The sequence below is a fragment of the Roseovarius sp. EC-HK134 genome, assembly GCF_902498815.1.
GTDB lineage: Bacteria > Pseudomonadota > Alphaproteobacteria > Rhodobacterales > Rhodobacteraceae > Roseovarius > Roseovarius mucosus_A.
The window spans coordinates 131,753-148,897 of sequence record NZ_LR701529.1; the positions used below are offsets into that span (position 1 = coordinate 131,753).

16 protein-coding genes are annotated in these 17,145 nt (G+C 58.5%); 2 read left to right on the top strand and 14 right to left on the bottom strand.

Annotated elements, in window-relative coordinates:
- Positions 1-69 precede the first annotated feature (69 nt).
- Together GC127_RS00660 and GC127_RS00665 are read left to right on the top strand one after the other, a co-directional pair.
- On the top strand, positions 70-1,215 hold the full coding sequence (locus tag GC127_RS00660) for a CaiB/BaiF CoA-transferase family protein (protein WP_151975930.1): 1,146 nt from the start codon (positions 70-72) through the stop codon (positions 1,213-1,215).
- An 18-nt stretch (positions 1,216-1,233) separates the two neighbouring features.
- Positions 1,234-2,397 carry a CaiB/BaiF CoA-transferase family protein gene (locus GC127_RS00665; protein ID WP_009820003.1) on the top strand — a complete coding sequence of 388 codons (1,164 nt, stop codon included), beginning with the start codon at positions 1,234-1,236 and terminating at the stop codon, positions 2,395-2,397.
- Positions 2,398-2,447: 50 nt separating this feature from the next.
- Here the strand turns inward: GC127_RS00665 and GC127_RS00670 are convergent, their stop codons facing one another.
- The 14 genes from GC127_RS00670 to GC127_RS00735 all read right to left on the bottom strand — a co-directional run bounded on the left by GC127_RS00670 (position 2,448) and on the right by GC127_RS00735 (position 16,520).
- Positions 2,448-3,374, bottom strand: a complete 927-nt coding sequence (locus tag GC127_RS00670) for an electron transfer flavoprotein subunit alpha/FixB family protein (protein WP_151975929.1) — start codon at positions 3,372-3,374, stop codon at positions 2,448-2,450.
- Positions 3,374-4,132 carry an electron transfer flavoprotein subunit beta/FixA family protein gene (locus tag GC127_RS00675; RefSeq protein WP_151975928.1) on the bottom strand — a complete coding sequence of 253 codons (759 nt, stop codon included), beginning with the start codon at positions 4,130-4,132 and terminating at the stop codon, positions 3,374-3,376. Before GC127_RS00675 ends, GC127_RS00670 begins: the two co-directional genes overlap by 1 nt.
- Positions 4,133-4,173: 41 nt before the next feature.
- Positions 4,174-4,956 (bottom strand): enoyl-CoA hydratase/isomerase family protein, encoded by a 783-nt coding sequence (locus tag GC127_RS00680; RefSeq protein ID WP_040652193.1) that lies wholly within the window; start codon positions 4,954-4,956, stop codon positions 4,174-4,176.
- Positions 4,957-4,967: 11 nt separating this feature from the next.
- Complete coding sequence (locus GC127_RS00685) at positions 4,968-5,744, bottom strand: enoyl-CoA hydratase/isomerase family protein (protein WP_151975927.1); 777 nt, start codon at positions 5,742-5,744, stop codon at positions 4,968-4,970.
- 87 nt (positions 5,745-5,831) lie between these two features.
- Positions 5,832-7,082: an ABC transporter substrate-binding protein gene (locus GC127_RS00690; protein ID WP_151975926.1), complete on the bottom strand. Its 1,251-nt coding sequence runs from the start codon at positions 7,080-7,082 to the stop codon at positions 5,832-5,834.
- 126 nt (positions 7,083-7,208) lie between these two features.
- Positions 7,209-7,604: a hypothetical protein gene (locus tag GC127_RS00695; protein ID WP_151975925.1), complete on the bottom strand. Its 396-nt coding sequence runs from the start codon at positions 7,602-7,604 to the stop codon at positions 7,209-7,211.
- Positions 7,605-7,637: 33 nt separating this feature from the next.
- Positions 7,638-8,450 carry an ABC transporter ATP-binding protein gene (locus GC127_RS00700; protein WP_009820010.1) on the bottom strand — a complete coding sequence of 271 codons (813 nt, stop codon included), beginning with the start codon at positions 8,448-8,450 and terminating at the stop codon, positions 7,638-7,640.
- Between the two features lie 12 nt (positions 8,451-8,462).
- A complete protein-coding gene (locus tag GC127_RS00705; protein ID WP_040652109.1) occupies positions 8,463-9,536 on the bottom strand; it encodes a branched-chain amino acid ABC transporter permease in 1,074 nt (357 codons plus the stop codon).
- Positions 9,537-9,538: 2 nt separating this feature from the next.
- Positions 9,539-10,426, bottom strand: coding sequence for a branched-chain amino acid ABC transporter permease (locus GC127_RS00710; RefSeq protein ID WP_009820012.1), 888 nt, complete (start codon positions 10,424-10,426; stop codon positions 9,539-9,541).
- Complete coding sequence (locus GC127_RS00715) at positions 10,427-12,346, bottom strand: long-chain fatty acid--CoA ligase (RefSeq protein WP_009820013.1); 1,920 nt, start codon at positions 12,344-12,346, stop codon at positions 10,427-10,429. It abuts the gene before it with no gap.
- Positions 12,339-13,145, bottom strand: coding sequence for an ABC transporter ATP-binding protein (locus GC127_RS00720; protein ID WP_009820014.1), 807 nt, complete (start codon positions 13,143-13,145; stop codon positions 12,339-12,341). The genes GC127_RS00715 and GC127_RS00720 overlap by 8 nt, the downstream gene beginning before the upstream one ends.
- Before the next feature lie 36 nt (positions 13,146-13,181).
- On the bottom strand, positions 13,182-14,036 hold the full coding sequence (locus GC127_RS00725) for an SDR family oxidoreductase (protein ID WP_040652112.1): 855 nt from the start codon (positions 14,034-14,036) through the stop codon (positions 13,182-13,184).
- Positions 14,037-14,142: 106 nt separating this feature from the next.
- Positions 14,143-15,297, bottom strand: coding sequence for an acyl-CoA dehydrogenase family protein (locus GC127_RS00730; protein WP_009820016.1), 1,155 nt, complete (start codon positions 15,295-15,297; stop codon positions 14,143-14,145).
- Positions 15,298-15,305: 8 nt separating this feature from the next.
- Entirely contained in the window at positions 15,306-16,520 is a 1,215-nt protein-coding gene (locus tag GC127_RS00735; RefSeq protein WP_151975924.1) for a CaiB/BaiF CoA-transferase family protein, read from the bottom strand.
- Between the last annotated feature and the right edge of the window lie 625 nt (positions 16,521-17,145).

Here is a 17,145-nt window from a genome sequence, read left to right on the forward strand (position 1 = left end):
ATCGTATTGATAATATTTCTAACAGCTGTTAGATTTTGTCAATCCCATAGGTTCACTTGAAAGAACGCCATGTCAGATTCAAGTTCAGCCCCCCTTTCCGGCAAGCTCGTCATCGCGCTCGAACAGGCGGTGGCGGCGCCCTTTTGCTCTTCGCGGCTTGCCGATGCCGGTGCGCGGGTGATCAAGGTCGAACGCAAGGGCGTGGGCGATTTCGCGCGCGCCTATGATACTGCCGCCAACGGCGAAAGCGCCTATTTTACATGGCTAAACCGGGGCAAAGAATCGGTCGCACTGGATATCAAAGCAGCAGAAGATCGCGATATCCTGCTGAAAATGCTGGAAAACGCGGATGTGTTCATTCAAAATCTTTTGCCGGGCGCCCTGGCAAAGCTGGGTCTGGATTCCGCGAGTCTGCGAGAGAGGTTCCCGCGTCTCGTGACTTGCGACATCACCGGATACGGCGAAGACGGCCCGATGCGCAACGCCAAGGCCTATGACCTTCTGGTGCAATGCGAAAGCGGCCTGGCATCGGTGACCGGCACGCCGGACGGGCCGGGGCGGGTTGGCGTGTCGGTCTGCGACATCGCCACGGGCATGACAGCCCATGCCGGGATCTGCGAAGCGCTGATCGGGCGTGAGCGCACCGGCAAAGGTAGCGGCGTTTCGGTGGCCATGTTCGACGTGATGGCCGACTGGATGTCGGTTCCGCTGCTCTATCACGACTATCTTGGCAAACCGACGCCCCGCGTCGGTCTGAACCATACGGTGATCTGCCCCTACGGCGCCTATGAGTGCAAGGACGGTCAGCTTGTCGTCATTACCGTGCAGCACAGCGGCGAATGGCAACGGATCTGTGAACACATACTGGGCGATGCAACTCTGGCAGCCGACCCCCGGTTTCATGACAACACGGCGCGAATTGACAACAAGCCCGCGCTCGAAGCGCTCATCAAGACCGTGTTCGCCTCGCATGACCGCGCCGAGATGCTGAAGCTGCTCGACGCTGCGGGCATAGCATCCGGGGCGGTGAACGACGTGGCGTCCCTTTCCGGCCATCCGCAGCTTGACCGATCCACCATCGGCACGCCGTCTGGCGAAATCAAAGTTCCTGCGCCCCCGATTCGGCGCAGCCTCGGAGAGACGACCCTTGGCGCCTGCCCGGCTTTCGACGCGGACGGTAAAGCCATCCGCGCCGAGTTTGACCCTCGTGCATAAAACAGGATGCTCACATAGATGACTGCCGCGCAGAAGCCCGCCATCCTTGATAGCGTGAAGATTATTGATCTGACTTCGGTGGTTTTCGGCCCCCTAGCCACGCAAATGCTGGGCGATCTGGGGGCGGATGTGATCAAGGTGGAAAGCCCCGAGGGAGATCTCTTGCGCCAGGTCCAGCCGTCACGCAACAAGTTGATGGGGGCCGCCTTTCTGGGGGCCAACCGCAACAAGCGTAGTGTTATACTCGACCTCAAGACGCCAGCCGATCGCAACCGTCTCCGCAAGCTGTTGGCAGATGCTGACGTGATGATTTCAAGCATCCGACCGGCAGCGCTTGCCCGACTGTCGCTCGATCCCGACACATTGCGCCGCGAGAACCCGAATCTGATTACGGTATCCGCCACCGGCTTCGGGCAGGACGGGCCCTATGCCGCCAAACCAGCCTTCGACGACATCGTCCAGTCGGTCTCGGGGTTGGCCAGCCTGGCATCAATGCGCGACCCTGAGGCCGCGCCCGCCTATGCTCCGACGATCCTTGCCGACAAGCTTGGCGGCGTCACGGCGGCCTATGCCGTCATGGCGGCCCTGTTCCACCGCGAGCGCACGGGCGAGGCCCAGCATGTCGAGGTGCCGATGTTCGAGACGCTTTCGGCGTTCCTGCTGGTTGAGCACATGGATGGCGCCACTTTCGAGGACACACCACAGGATTTCGGCTATAATCGCATGCTGGTCCCCCACCGCCGCCCGGTTCAGACATCGGACGGGTTCATCACGATCCTGCCCTACACCAACGTGCAATGGGCGCGGTTCTTCAAGGCGGTCGGGCGCGATGACATGCTCGCCCACCCATGGGTTACCGATATGGATACCCGCAGCCGAAACATTGGCGCACTTTACGATCTGGTGGCGCAGATCGCGCTGACACGGACAACTGAAGAATGGCTTGTCCTGATGAAACAGGCCGACATTCCCGCTATGCCGGTCCGAAACCTGTCGGACCTGCCCAGCGATCCTCATCTTGCCGCGACCGGTTTCTTTCAGCAGATCAATCATCCAACGGAAGGCGCCATCTGGACGACACGCCCACCAGTTCGGTTTTCGGCTACCCCTGCAAGGCACGACTACCTCCCGGCCCCTTTGCTTGGAGAACATAACAAGAGCATACTGGGCAAAGGCGAGTAATTCCGCGCCCACGGGAAAGACCCGCCGGGTGGTGGGCCTTCCAGTATCGGTTACAGCTTTTCGGTGAGTTTTGGCAGGGCGGTGAAGAGATCCGCCACGAGGCCATAATCGGCCACCTGGAAAATCGGCGCTTCTTCATCTTTGTTGATGGCGACGATGATCTTGCTGTCTTTCATGCCGGCCAGATGCTGGATCGCGCCCGAGATGCCCACGGCGACATAGAGGTTGGGGGCCACGACCTTGCCGGTCTGCCCGACCTGCCAGTCGTTCGGCGCATAGCCCGAGTCGACCGCGGCGCGGCTTGCACCCACAGCGGCGCCCAGCTTGTCCGCCAGTTTCTCGATCAGTGCGAAATCGTCCTTGGAGCCGACACCGCGCCCGCCCGAGACAACGACGCCTGCCGAGGTCAGTTCGGGGCGGTCGCTTGCTGCCACCTTGTCCTCGATCCATTCCGACAGGCCGGGATTGGCCACGGCCGAAATGGTCTCGACCGGCGCTGCCGCCTGTTCGCCCGCGGCGTCAAAGGTCGAGGTGCGGAACGAGATGACCTTTTTTCCGTCACGCGATTTCACGGTCTGGATGGCGTTGCCGGCATAGATCGGGCGCTCGAACGTATCGGCATCGACCACGCCCGAAGCGTCGGAAATGACCATCACATCGAGGAGGGCCGCGACGCGCGGCAGCACGTTCTTGGCATCGGTCGTGGCAGGGGCGACGATATGGCTATAGTCGCCCGCGAGGCTGACGATCAGCGCGGCTGTTGGCTCGGCCAAGCGGTGCCCGAGCGAGGCATCCTCGGCCACCAGCACCTTTTTGACACCGGCGATCTTGGCCGCCGAAGCCCCTGCGGCAGCAGCCGAAGCGCCACAGCAAAGGACGGTCACATCGCCCAGTTTGGTCGCTGCCGTCACCGCCTTGGCGGTGGCGTCGAGCGCCAGTTCCCCATCGGTGACTTCTGCGAGAAGAAGAACAGACATCATACGGCTCCTACTTCCTTGAGTTTCGCAACCAGCTCGTCGACCGAGCCGAGGATCACACCGGCCGCGCGGCTTGCGGGCTCGGATGTGCCGGTAACTTCCAGCCGGGGGGTGACATCGACGCCGTAATCGGCGGCGGTTTTCTCATCCAGCGGCTTTTTCTTGGCCTTCATGATATTGGGCAGCGATGCATAGCGCGGCTCGTTGAGGCGCAGATCGACGGTGACGATGGTGGGCGTCTTGACCTTGATGGTCTGCAAGCCGCCGTCAACCTCGCGGGTAACAAGTGCTGTGTCGCCGTCGAGATCGAGTTTCGAGGCAAAGGTTGCCTGCGACCAGCCCAGAAGCGCCGAGAGCATCTGACCCGTCGCGTTCATGTCATTGTCGATCGCCTGCTTGCCGCAGAGCACGAGGCCCGGCTGCTCTTCTTCGACGATCTTGGCGAGGATCTTGGCCACGCTCAGCGGCTCGATATCCTGATGCACGTCATCGGCGGCAATCACGAGAATGGCCCTGTCCGCGCCCATGGCCAGCGCCGTGCGCAGGGTTTCTTGCGCCTGTTTTACGCCGATGGAAACCGCGATTATCTCATCGGCTTTACCCGCTTCCTTGAGGCGGATCGCCTCTTCAACGGCAATCTCGTCAAACGGATTCATCGACATCTTCACATTCGCAAGATCGACACCGCTCCCGTCCGCCTTGACACGAACCTTCACGTTATAGTCGATCACACGCTTGACAGGCACAAGCACCTTCATTGGCATGGTCTCCTTGAGTTTGCGATTTGGCTTCAATAGATCTAGCGATCTTGGAAGCAGGGTTTTCGTTTTTCGGAGAACGCTTTCATGGCTTCGGGAAAGTCATGCGCGCACAGCAGAACGCTTTGGGCATCACGCTCGATTTCCAGTGCTTCAAAATAGCTACATTCCGCCGAAGCGCGCATCACGCGCTTGGCGGTCTGCACGCCGAACATCGGATGTGGGGCAATCTCGTGAGCGATCTCAAGCGCGCGCTGCTCAACCTGTTTGGCCGGAACGCACTCTTCCACAACGCGGAGGTCCTTCGCGGTCTGCCCATCAATCTCGCGGCCCGTGAGCACAAGCATCCGCGCCACCCCCGCGCCGGCGCGTTGCTGAAGAAGCCAGCTCGATCCGGTATCGGGACACCCGCCCACACGGGCAAAAACCTCGCATATCCGGGCATCTTCGGCGGCCACTATGATATCCGCCGACAGGGCCAAGCTCAGACCGGCACCGAACGCGACGCCGCAGACTGCGGAAATCAACGGTTTGCGAAAGAGATAGGCGGCGCGCCCACCATCATGAACCTTGTCGACCATTTCGGATGTGGCCCTCGCACCCTTGGCGATCTCAGCCTGGAAGCCGACCAGGTCACCCCCGCTGCTGAAGTGTTCGCCACCGGTCATGACCATGGCCCGGATCGTATCGTCCAGTTCGGCCTCGCGCAGATACGTGACCAATTCCTCGACGAACGCGATGCTGTAGGGGTTCCGTTTCTCGGGCTGAAGGAAGCGCAGGATGCCCACTGGGCCATCCCTGTCCAAGCGAATAAGATTGGTCATTAAGGTCTCCATCAGGTTCCTGTCCAGACCGGGGATCGCTTTTCGGCAAAAGCCTTCGGTCCTTCGATCGCGTCATTGCTGACGTAAACGGCCTCGTGCTGCCGTTTGCCCGCTTCCAGACCGCCAGCGCAGCCCAGATCCATCGTGGCGCGAACGCTGCCTTTGGCCGCCGCCACAGAGAGCGGTGCGGCGCTGGCGATCCGTTTGGCAAGATCGAACGCCCGCGCGCGCACGGCGTCCGGCGTATTCTCGAGATAGTTGGTAAACCCATACGCATGCAGCCGTTCGATGGGCATCAGATCTCCGGTTAAAACCAATTCCATCAAGATAGGTTGCGGCAGCATCCACAGCGCCGGGGCCGCCCAAGGTGAGCCACGACCAATCTTGACCTCGGTGACGCCGACACTGGTGCCCTTGAGACCGACGCGAAGATCGCAATTCAGCGTCAGCATCATGCCCCCCGCCATCAGCGATCCGGTCATGGCCGCAATGATGGGCTTCTTGCAGGCGCGCATCGTTTCATGAAAAGGGTCGCGCATTTTCATCAGGATATCGACGCCTTCATCGCGCGCGATCTGCCCAGCTTCCTTGAGGTCCAGCCCGGCGCAGAACACGCCGCAATCGGTCGAGGTAAGAATGGCCACGCGGACACTGTCATCGGCTTCGATTGTCTCCCAGGCATCGGTCAGCCCGTTCGTTGCTGCGACCGACAACGCGTTCTTGCGCTCGGGCCGGTCTATGCAAACCGTTGCAATCCCGTCTTCAATCGTCACATCGATGGGGTTCATCAGCCACGCCTCTTCTAGTCGTAAATTTTTCGGGTTTGATTCCGTGAGGGGTCCCCCGCAGCTGTTGCGCTGCGGGGAAGTTGATACTCATTCAACCGTGTACTTCGCCGAACTTTCCTTGATCACTTCCCAGACCACATCGAGATAGTCGGCGCTCCAGTCGGTCATCGGAACCCAGGTGTCGCCATCCCACTGTTCGACGCGCGTCTTGCCGCCGCCGCCGTGATCCGAGGGCGTGACGGTCACGGGGGCCATCAAGCCATTCGCATCGAAGTTTTCGATAGACTCAAAGGCCGCCTTCATGGTCTCGGGCGTCAGCGGCCATCCGTTTGCCTTGATCGCCAGCCGCGCAGCTTCGAACCCGGTCGAATAGATCGCCATTCCAGTGTTGTAATACACGTCGCGAACCAAGCTTTCAGGGCCTGAGCCCTTGCCATTGGCATAGTAAGTCTCGAGCATTGTCTTGACGATTGGCACGTCCTGGCCACCGGCAACATTGGTCCCGCGCAGGATGCCCTTGGCCTCTTTCGCTCCAATATTGCTAATATCGACCTCGTTCATCCAGTTCACCGACAGGTAGCGGTCGATCGGGAAGCGGTTGCGGCGCATTTCCTTGGACGCAACCACGTGTCCACCAGCCAGAAGCCAGCTGATCACATAGTCAGGCTTGTCGCGTCGGATATTGCTCCAAGCGCCGGATTGGTCGGACCCCGGCAACGGAACCGGATAGAGGTCCAGCTCGAAACCTTCTTTCTCGGAGATGGCCTTCAGAATCTCGATCGGTTCCTGACCGAACGGATAATCCAGATAGATGAAGCCGATTTTTGCGTTTTCGAGATTGCCACCCAGTTGCTCCTTGATGAAGGCAACATCGTTTGCCGCTTGCTGCCAGTAAGTCGGCCCAACCGGAAAGACCCATTCGAACACCTCACCGTCCACTGCGTCACCGCGACCGACGAAAGTTTGCATCAGGATATTTCCGTCTTTCATGGCACGCGGCAGCACCGCGTTGGTCACCGGCGTAGACAGGAAGTAGAAGTTGAAGACACCTTCACGCTTGAGTTGCTCATAACATTCCACGCCGCGCTGGGGTTCGTTGCCATGGTCGCGGACGATAATTTCAACGGGATGGCCTTCGATGCCGCCGTTGTCGTTGGTGTACATCGCGAGATCCTGAGCGGCCTGCGCCACCTGTGGCGAGACGAAGGAATAGGACTTGCTGAGGTCAAAGCAGAGGCCAAACCGAATTGGCTCTTCGGCTTGGGCGGATGCGACCGCAGCGCTTGATGCTAAGGCAGTGGCAAGTGCCACTGCCTTGACGTGCTGTTTGAGTTCCATTTCTCTCTCCCTTTGGACTGAGTGCAGGGTATCTTTACTTCTTCCGACGCATCCCCCGCGTGACACTGCGTCTTCTGCCGCCATACCGTCATTAAACGTATTTCGAGGACCTTCCGGGACCACGTTTCAACCGATAACGGCATGTTCGGCAATCCCATCTATTCGCGAGTCCCATACCTGGCGGCCCCATATCTCGATGCGCGCCTGGCCGCCGTCATGGGGGTCGACCGCCACTGCTATCGAGGGCATCAGACCTCTTGCATGGAAGTCTTCCAGCGCACCAACGTCTGCGCCGCAGGAAGGCGTCGTAATCGGCAGTCTGCGGAGATACACAACCTTGCGCGCGACCCCCAAGATGATCGGATCCACCGCCGCCTGCGAAATTTTCGTTGAGCCAGTGGTATTGGGCTTGCGGAGATCGTACGAAACGCCAACTTTGACAGGCGCGGCCAAAGCCTTGGCACCGGACATAAGGCCTGCAGTCACCGAAAGAACCGCTAACGCCTTCGCAAGTGCTTGCATATTATTCCCCTTTAACGTTCACTCTTTCGGATATCAGCTCAGCCAACGCTTGCGTCGACTGTAGTGCTTGACATTATGAAAATCGGTGCCTTCCCCACCGCCGAGATAAAATTCCTGAATGTCGGAATTGGCCTTCAGGGCTTCAGCGGTGCCGTGCATAACCACTCGACCATTTTCAATCAGATATCCTTCAGAAACGATCTCCAGAGCGGCGAGAGCGTTCTGCTCCACAAGAAGAACTGACATGCCCTCCTCCCGATTGATCTTTTGAAGGATGCCAAAGATCTCGGCCACCAAGAACGGCGCAAGCCCAAGACTCGGCTCGTCCAGCATCAGCAAGCTCGGCTGGGTCACCAGCGCCCTACCGATGGCAAGCATTTGCTGTTCGCCGCCCGATAGATAGCCTGACTGCGAATTTCGGCGCTCGGCAAGCCGGGGAAAATAGCTGTATATCTTGTCTTTTTCCACATTCAGCTTTGATCGGGACATTCCCATCGGTGCGGCCGCGGTAAGGTTCTCGTCTGGTGTCAGATGTTCAAAGACACGCCGCCCTTCAATAACGTGACAGATACCCATTTCCACACGATCTTGCGCGAGCATTTCGGTAATGTTGGTCCCTTCGAACGTGATCTCACCCCGGCTGATATGTCCGCGTTCGGATTTTAAAAGACCGCTGATCGCTTTCAAAGTTGTGCTTTTCCCCGCTCCGTTCGAACCCAGAAGCGCGATCATCTCGCCCTTTGGCACCTGAACCGAAACACCTTTGATCGCCAGCATCACGTTGTCGTACAGCACTTCGACACTGTTCATCACCAGAATGGACGGGGCTTCGACTTTTTCCTGCATCGGGTTCTCTCTTTACTTTCTGAGTTGATCGAAGGGCCAGACCATCAGATAGTCCCTGATGTTGCCGTAGAGCTTTCCCAGCCCAAGCGGTTCGATCAGAAGAATTATGACGATCAGCGCGCCATAGACCGCGTTCGGGATATGGGCGAGCGTTTCAACGTTGATCTGCATTCCAAGCGATTGGCTTGTCACGACGACAAACCCGTTCACCAAGCCCGGCACTAGCAGGATCAGGGCAACCCCGAAGTAGGAGCCGATTATGCTCGACAATCCGCCGACGATCACCATCGCCAGCACCTGAATTGATACGTTTACCGAAAACTGCTCCGGTGCCGCCAGAAAGAAGAAGGTCGCGACCAGCAAGGCCCCGCTGACCCCTGCGATGAAGGACGATGTCGCGAAGGCCAGGATCTTGTAGTAGAAACTGTTCACGCCTAGGATCGCGGCGGCAAAGTCCTTTTCCCGCACGGCGACCAGCGCCCGCCCCAGCCCGGTGCGCTTGAGGTTCAGCATGAAGATTGTCACCAGCACACACCAACCAAACGCGACATAATAAAAGCCGGTATCGGAGGTGATCTCCTGTCCGAGCAGCGCCAGCGTCGGCGATTGGAGCGAGGCGTGCGAGCCCCCGGAAATCGCTGGTGAGTGGTTCAGAACCCAGTCCATCACGAACTGCATCGCCAGCGTCGTAAGCGCGAGATAGAGACCTTTCACCCGCAAGGCGGCAAAGGCGAACAGGCTACCTATCACCGACGACGCCAGCCCGCCGATGATCAGAGCGAATTCCCAAGGCACCCCGAACCGCGCAGCGTGAATCGCCGAATATGCGCCGACGGCCATGACGGCGGCATAGCCCAGATGAAGCTGCCCGGCCCATCCCGTCACCAGGTTCAGTCCCAGGGCGGCCGCCGTCCAAATCAACCAAGGCAGCATGTAACTGTTCAGGTAAAGCGACGGTATGATGAACGGTGCCCCAAGTCCGAACAAAAGGAAGAACACCGCCAAATTCCGGTCTGCTGGAACCTTGAACATGCGGCTGTCCGATATGAAGTTGGCGTGATGGACACCGGAAAGTCGATAAAACATCACTACACCCTTTCGATGTCGTGGCGGCCAAACAGTCCGTGCGGACGGATCATGACCGTGAGAATCAGGACTGCGGCGACGATGAGTTCACGACTCCCGCCGCCGACAAGCGGATCGAGAAAATCTGCGCCGACGTTTTCGATGATCCCAAGGATGATCCCCGCAATCACCGCACCCAGAATGCTGTCGAGACCACCCAGAACAGCGACCGTCAGACCTTTTAGGAGCAAGAGCGAAAGCGCCTGATCGACGCCCTGAATTTCGCCCCATATGACACCTGTCGCCAAGGCCACCACCGACGCCAGTGCCCAAGAAAGCCCCACCCCGCGCTCTACCGAAATCCCGACCGACCACGACGCCATGTAATCGTCCGCAATCGCCCGTAATTTAATCCCGGTCCGGGTCCGAAAGAACAGCATGAAGGCAACAAACAGCGCGAGCGCAACTCCGGCACCAACGAGATGGATGCGGCTGATGAAGATATCGCCCAGAAACAGCGGCTCATAGCTGACGCCCAGCTCAATCGGACGCGACGTCCCACCCCAGATGGCAAGCGTCGTGCCCCGCAGGAAAATGTCGAGGCCAAGTGTCAGCATCAGGATCATGACAACAGGACGTCCAGCGAGGCGCCTGAGAGCAACACGCTCGATACCGAAGCCAAGGCCGAACATGAGAACTGCCGCCAACGGAATGGCTAGCCACATCGGCAGACCCGCGTCGCGCGCGAGCGCGAGAACCACGTATGCCCCGAGCATCGTCAGTCCCCCCTGTGCCAGATTGGGCACCGAGGATGCTTTGTAAATCAGCACGAGGCCAATGGCAAAAAGCGAATAGAGCAGACCCGTAAGGGCACCGTTGATCGCAAGCTCTGTCAGAAAGACCCAGTCCATTCATACCTCCCTTATGGGAAGAGTTCGGTCGACCTTCCCCGTTTCACCGGTTTCGTAAGTCACCTGCGCACTTACATGGACCTCGTTAGATCCGTCATAGAGTGCCGCGATAACGTCTGCATAGCGTTCCTGAACGACCTTCCGACGCAGTTTCCTTGTTCGGGTTATTTCTCCATCGTCCGGATCGAACTCCTTCGGCAGACTTACGAAGCGCTTCAGGTGTAGCGGCTCGGGGATGACCTTGTTCACCCGCTCGAAAGCCTCGCGCAGAAGCAGGGCTACCTCGTCGCGTTGCGACAAATCCGAATAGGACACGTAAGGTACACCGTTCACCTCGGCCCAATGTCCTACCGATTCGAAGTCCACACAGATCATTGCCGTCAATTCGTCCAGACCGGCGCCGATCACGGCAGCATCCTTTATATACGGGCTGAATTTCAGCCTGTTCTCGATATAGTTGGGCACATACCGTTCACCGCCTGCCGTGTGCATGACTTCGGACACGCGTCCCAGAACCACAAGATGGCCGTCCTCCTCCAGATAGCCGGCGTCGCCGGAATGCAGCCACCCGCCCTCCAGGGCCTCTGCGCTTGCTTCGGGCTTGTTGAAATATCCCTCGAACACGCTGTCAGAGCGCAACAGGATTTCCCCATCCTCCGCGATCTTCACTTCGACGCCTGGCACAGGTTTGCCAACCGTATGAAGGCGCACCTCCTCTGGTGACTGAATTGCATTGATCGCGCTGTTCTCGGTCTGACCGTAAAACTGGCGCAGCTTGATCCCTAAGGCGCGATAAAATACGAACGTGTCTTCGCCGATCGCCTCGCCGCCCGTGAACGCATTCCTCAAGCGGCTCATGCCGAATTGGTCCTTGATCGGGCCGAAGATGATCGCCTCGCCCAATAGTCGGCCCAATGGTTCCAAGATCCCGCCGCCCTGGCCGTTCAGCTTTCGTGTCTCGGCGGCAATAGCCCGGTCCATGAAGAAATGGTACAACCATTTCTTCAATGGGGTTGAGTCCTCCATTCCGACCTGGATTGTTGTCAACATCTGGTCCCAGCTTCTGGGGGCTGCCAGATAGAAGGTCGGCGCAATTTCGCGCATGTCACGAAGGACTGTTTCTTGTCGCTCCGGCACATTCACAGTGAAACGCAGAAGCAACGCGGCTGCGACCGTTATGGCGTAGTCGCCGACCCAGGCCATGGGCAGATAGGCAAGGATTTCCTCGTTTTCGTCGAATGTACCGCCAGCGTGCCCGTTGCGCGCTGCGGCCAGAACGTTCTTTTGGCTCAAAACTATGCCCTTCGGTTTGCCCGTTGTGCCCGACGAGTGCAGAAAAATTGCCGGATCTTCTGGCTTGGTCCGATGCAGGAGGTTTTCGCGCCTATGCGGATCTTCGTTGAGGACGTGCCGACCCACCGCGGTTAGATGGTCCCAGGACATCAGGCCATCAATCTCGTAAAAGCTAAGCCCGCGCGCTTCGTCATAGATAATGTGAGCAATGCCGCGAGCCCCTGCGTCTCGCACCTCAAGGATCTTGTCCACCTGCTCTTGGTCTTCGGCGACGGCCGCGACGATTTCGACCTCGCCAAGGAAATGCTGAAGCTCTTCGAGCGTCGCGCCTGGATAAGCTGGCATCGCATAGCCCCCGAGCAGCGCGACCGCGATCATGCTCATATAGAGCCGGGCACGATTGTCGCCCAGGATGAGCACGGCCTTGCCGGGCGCGACACCGAGCGTTTCAAGACCAGTCGCGCATTCAAGAACCTCTTCAGTATATTCGGCCCAGGTGGTTTCCTTCCAGATGCCGCGTTCCTTTTCGCGAAGCGCGATATCCGTTCCGTGGCGCGACGCGTTCCGCGCCAGCAATGCGCCGAGCGTATTGTCCCCCGAAGACTGCATTTTTGCCCCCTCAACCATGAGACCCTCCGATATAAGCCTCGATGACCCGGGGGTCGTTCACAACCTCCCTCGGAATGCCGCTGGCGATCATTTCGCCATAGTTCAACGCAAGCATCCGGTCACAAATGCCGATGATGACATCCATATGGTGCTCGATCAGCAACACGCTGACGCCGCGTTCCGCCCGCGCATCCAGAATGAAGCGGGACATATACCCCTTTTCTTCCTGGTTCATGCCCGCCATCGGCTCGTCGAGGATCAGCATCTGCGGCTCTGCCACCAGCGCCCGGGCCAGTTCGACCCGCTTTTTTAGCCCGATCGGAAGGCCATCGACCAGCTCGTGCCGGATGCTCTCAAGTTGCAGAAACTCGATCACCTCCTCGACGATTTTACGGTTCTCGATTTCTTCACGCTGAGCCGCCCACCAATAAAGTGCGGTGCGCAAAACGCCCGGATTCATGTGGATATGCCGCCCGAGCAGGATGTTGTCGAGAACGCTCATCCCGTTGAACAGGGCGAGGTTCTGGAATGTCCGGGCGACCCCGAGCTTTGCAACCTTGTGAGGCGTCGTGCCGGTGATGTCCTTGTCGGCCAGTCGGACTGTCCCCACATTCGGCGGGAAAAACCCGGTGATCGCGTTGACAAGCGTTGTCTTGCCACTACCATTCGGACCGACGAGGCCAAAAATTTCGCCCGCCCGAATGCAGATATCCACACCCGTGACAGCGACAATACCGCCAAACCGGCGCTCGATCCCGCTGCACTCCAGTATCGCACGATCACCGATGCCGATTGCTGATTTGCTTTTTGCTGTCATCTAATCCTGTTGTCCCCACTAGGTTCGTAGCTTGCGTCAGGAAATCCGGAAATAATCCGGTCTGCCTGTTGGCCAGGGATCTCCCCACAACTGCTGACCGCCGTCTATGTTCAAAACTTCACCGGTCACAAATTTCCCTGAATTGGCCGCCATATAAACAACGCCTTCGGCAACATCCCATTCGTCGCCTGCATGTCGCATCGGATTCGAGTCCTGAAAGGTTGCCGCACCATCCTCGGGATAGCGACTGAAACCAGTACTCTCGCAACAGCCCGGTGCCACACAATTCACACGGATGCCGTGCGGTGCCCATTCGACCGCGACCGACTTGGACAGGTAGATCACCCCTGCCCGCGCCGCACAGGTATGCGCGATGCCCGGCATCCCGCGCCAAATATCGGCCACGATATTCACGATAGAGCCGGGACGCTTTTGCTCGACCCAGCGGCGCGCGGTGGATTGCATCATCCACCAGGTTCCGTTGAGGTTGGTGTCGATGACCGCGTTCCAGCCTTTTGGGGAAAAATCCAGCGCCGCCTGGGGAAACTGTCCTCCGGCATTGTTCACCAGAACGTCAATCGAACCGAATTCCCGATTGACCTCACCGACAAAACCCTCGACCCGTTCTGGGTCGCGGATGGTCATGGGCATGGCAAACACATTGCCGCCAAAAGTTTCGAGAAATTCCTTGGCCGAGGTCAGCTTTTCCGCGTCACGTCCATTGATCGCAAGACTGGCACCCAACCTGGCGAACAGGACCGCAATGGCCAGACCCAGACCACCGCCAGCGCCGGTCACGACAACGGTTTTGCCCGCGAACAAGTCGCTGGCATATACGGTTGCGCGTGCCGCTAGGGCTCCTCGCGAAGACCCGTATTGCGTCTTATACATGACGCCTCCTCCCTGTGTCCCATTCGGGTTAGTTGGAGATAATCTAACGGGCGTTAGAAAAATAATCAAGACAAGAATGAGCCATCGTCCAGCCCATTACTTTTAGTCAGTAAGACTTTGGAAGCCCGAGTGCTTTTTCAGCGATGAAAGATAAAAGCATCTGTGGTGTCACGGGCACGAGGCGAAACAGAAGCGCCTCCCTTACCAGACGCTCCACATGATATTCCTTGGCGTATCCAAACCCGCCAAATGTAATCTGCGCTGCTTCGGTCGCTTCAACTGCGGCATCTGCGGCCAATAGCTTGGCGGCGTTGGCCTCCACTCCGCACGCCTCTCCCGAATCGTAGAGGGCGGCGGCATGCATCACCATGAGATTGGCCGCTTCCACCCGTGCCCAGGCCTGCGCCAGTGGATGCTGAACACCCTGATTCTGGCCGACCGGCCTCCCAAAAACCACACGCTCCCTGGCATATTTCGCTGCCCGCACCAAAGCATTGCGCGCAATACCAATGCATTCGCCGGCCACAAGAATGCGTTCGGGGTTAAGCCCGTGCAGGATCTGCCGGAACCCCTTGCCCTCTTCGCCGATCAGGTCTTCGGCCGGAATTGGCAACCCATCGATGAACACCTCGTTCGAGTCGACCGCTTTGCGCCCCATCTTCTCAATTTCGCGCACATCCACGAAATTGCGGTTGAGATCGGTATAGAAGAGACTCAGCCCTTCAGTCGGATCAGTCAGATCCTCAATCCGTGTCGTCCGGGCCAGAAGCAGCATCTTGTGGGCCACCTGCGCGGTGGAAATCCAGACCTTCTGCCCGTGCACGACATACCTGCCGCCCTGTCGCATCGCCATGGTTTTCAACTTCGTGGTATCTAGGCCCGTCGTCGGTTCTGTCACAGCGAAACAGGCCTTTTCATCACCGGCGATCAGGGGGGGCAGCATACGCGCGCGCTGTTCTTCTGTCCCGAACTTCACCACCGGATTGAGGCCGAATATGTTCATGTGGATAGCCGAGGCTCCGCTCGCGCCAGCCCCCGACTCCGCGATCGCCTGCATCATGATGGTCGCTTCGGTAATCCCCAGACCGGCACCACCGACCGCTTCGGGCATGGCAATGCCAAGCCACCCGCCATCGGCCATCGCCCTGTGCAGCTCATAGGGAAAACCACCGTTGCGATCCCGCTCCAACCAGTAGTCATCATCGAACCGCGCGCAAATCCGCAGGATCTGTTCGCGGATTTCTTTCTGTTCATCTGTCATTCGAAAGGTCACGGTGTGGTTCTCTTCCCGTCCAAATCCACAATACCCGCCTCGCAAAGGGCCGTGATCCTTGCATCTTCAAAACCCATATCGCGCAGTATGTTGCGGGTGTCCGCCCCCGGCGGGCGTCCCAACCATCGAACCTCACCTGGTGTGGCGCTCAAATGCGGAATAGGCCCGACGACCTGCGTCTGCTCTCCGTCGACCGATACGATGTCTCCGCGATGGCGTATCTGCTCATGCGTCGTGATCTCTTCGACGCTTAGAACCCGCGAGGCGACCGCATCATGGCGGGCGAATTCCGCCTCGACCTCGGCAAGCGTGCGCTGTGTGACGTAATCATTGATGGCATCAAAAACCACAACCATATGCCGTGACATCAGGTCTAGGGTCGCGAACCGTGGATCATCGGCCAGAGCGTCTCCGCCGACCGCCTGCAGCAGCCGCTGCGCCGTTTCTGCGCTGCCTGCGGAAACGGTCAGCCACACCCCATCGCACGTGCGGAACATGCCCCCCGGCGCAAAGTCCATCGGTTGGCGCAAGCCATTGCGTCCTGGTGAGAGCTTCGCACCCGTCAAGGCGGGAACAGGATAGTCCATCAACCGAAGCAATGCCTCGAACACCGCAAGATCGACGACCTGACCGCGCGCAATCCCCTTTTCGCGGGCAAACAGCGCGATCATGATACCCAAAGCGCCCATCAGCCCTGTCGTGCTGTCGGCTGCCGGAAATCCGGGGTGCATCGGCGGCCCATCCGCAAAACCAGTCAGATGGGCGAGACCACTCATCGCCTCTGCCGCGCGCCCGAAAGCGGGCACGTCCCGCATCGGGCCGTCCTGTCCGTAACCAGACACACGCAGGATTATCAGATTCGGGTTCCACTCGTGCAGGGTCTCCGGCCCGACACTCGCACGTTCAAGCACACCGGGCCGGAAATTTTCGACAAGTACATCCGCACCTTCAACCAGCCTGCGCAAGATGTCCCGGCCTTCGTCCGATTTCCAGTTCAGGCTCAGGGTTTTCTTGTTGCGGCCCAGCGTCTTCCACCAAACGCCCACCCCATCCTCTGCCTTGGGTCCGAGGTCGCGCATCATATCGGTCCGGTTGACTGCCTCGATCTTTGTTACATCTGCCCCGAAATCGGAGAGCAGAGCTGATGAAAGAGGCCCGGCTATGACGTGACCAAGCTCGATGATTTTCAATTGATGAAGTGGGGTTGTCATTCGATCAGCGACCTCCAGTTCTAACAATTGTTAGTTTTTGGTCTCTTCGAACGCAAGACCGTTCTTTCATCCCTGTGCCGGAGTAATACTACAGATGGAGTGGTTGCCGCCCTCCCGAGACGGCATCGCAATGTGCCAAGCTCGTGGTGTTTAAAGCCACGCAAAGAGGAGGACAGCGAGATGGAGGATATGATGATTGGTGTCGATCTGACAAAGAATGTTTTCCAGATTCATGGTGCCGTCCGGACGGAAGAGATCAATTTCGGAAGAAGCTGACGCGACCGCAGTTATCTCCATTCATGTCTCAGCAAAAGACCGGCTTGCTCTATTTTTGAAGCTTGCGGCAGCGCGCACTACTGGGGCACGGGAAAAGGAAGCTCGTGGCCAAAAGGTAAAATTGATTGCATCTGATTATAAGTCAAGCCAGACGAGTGCCGCTCACCGGCTGAACAAACCGTGAGTAGTTACCGTGTCTTTCTGCAATCCTAACCCGGATAATTCATGAAGCTGCATTAATGTGTTCCCGGGGCCGGTTTCACGGATCTCGGGTCTGTCGCGCGCATCCGATGTTTGCGTCCGGTTTGCTGGCCGGTCGTTGACGTGGTTGTTGGGTAATATGGATTGA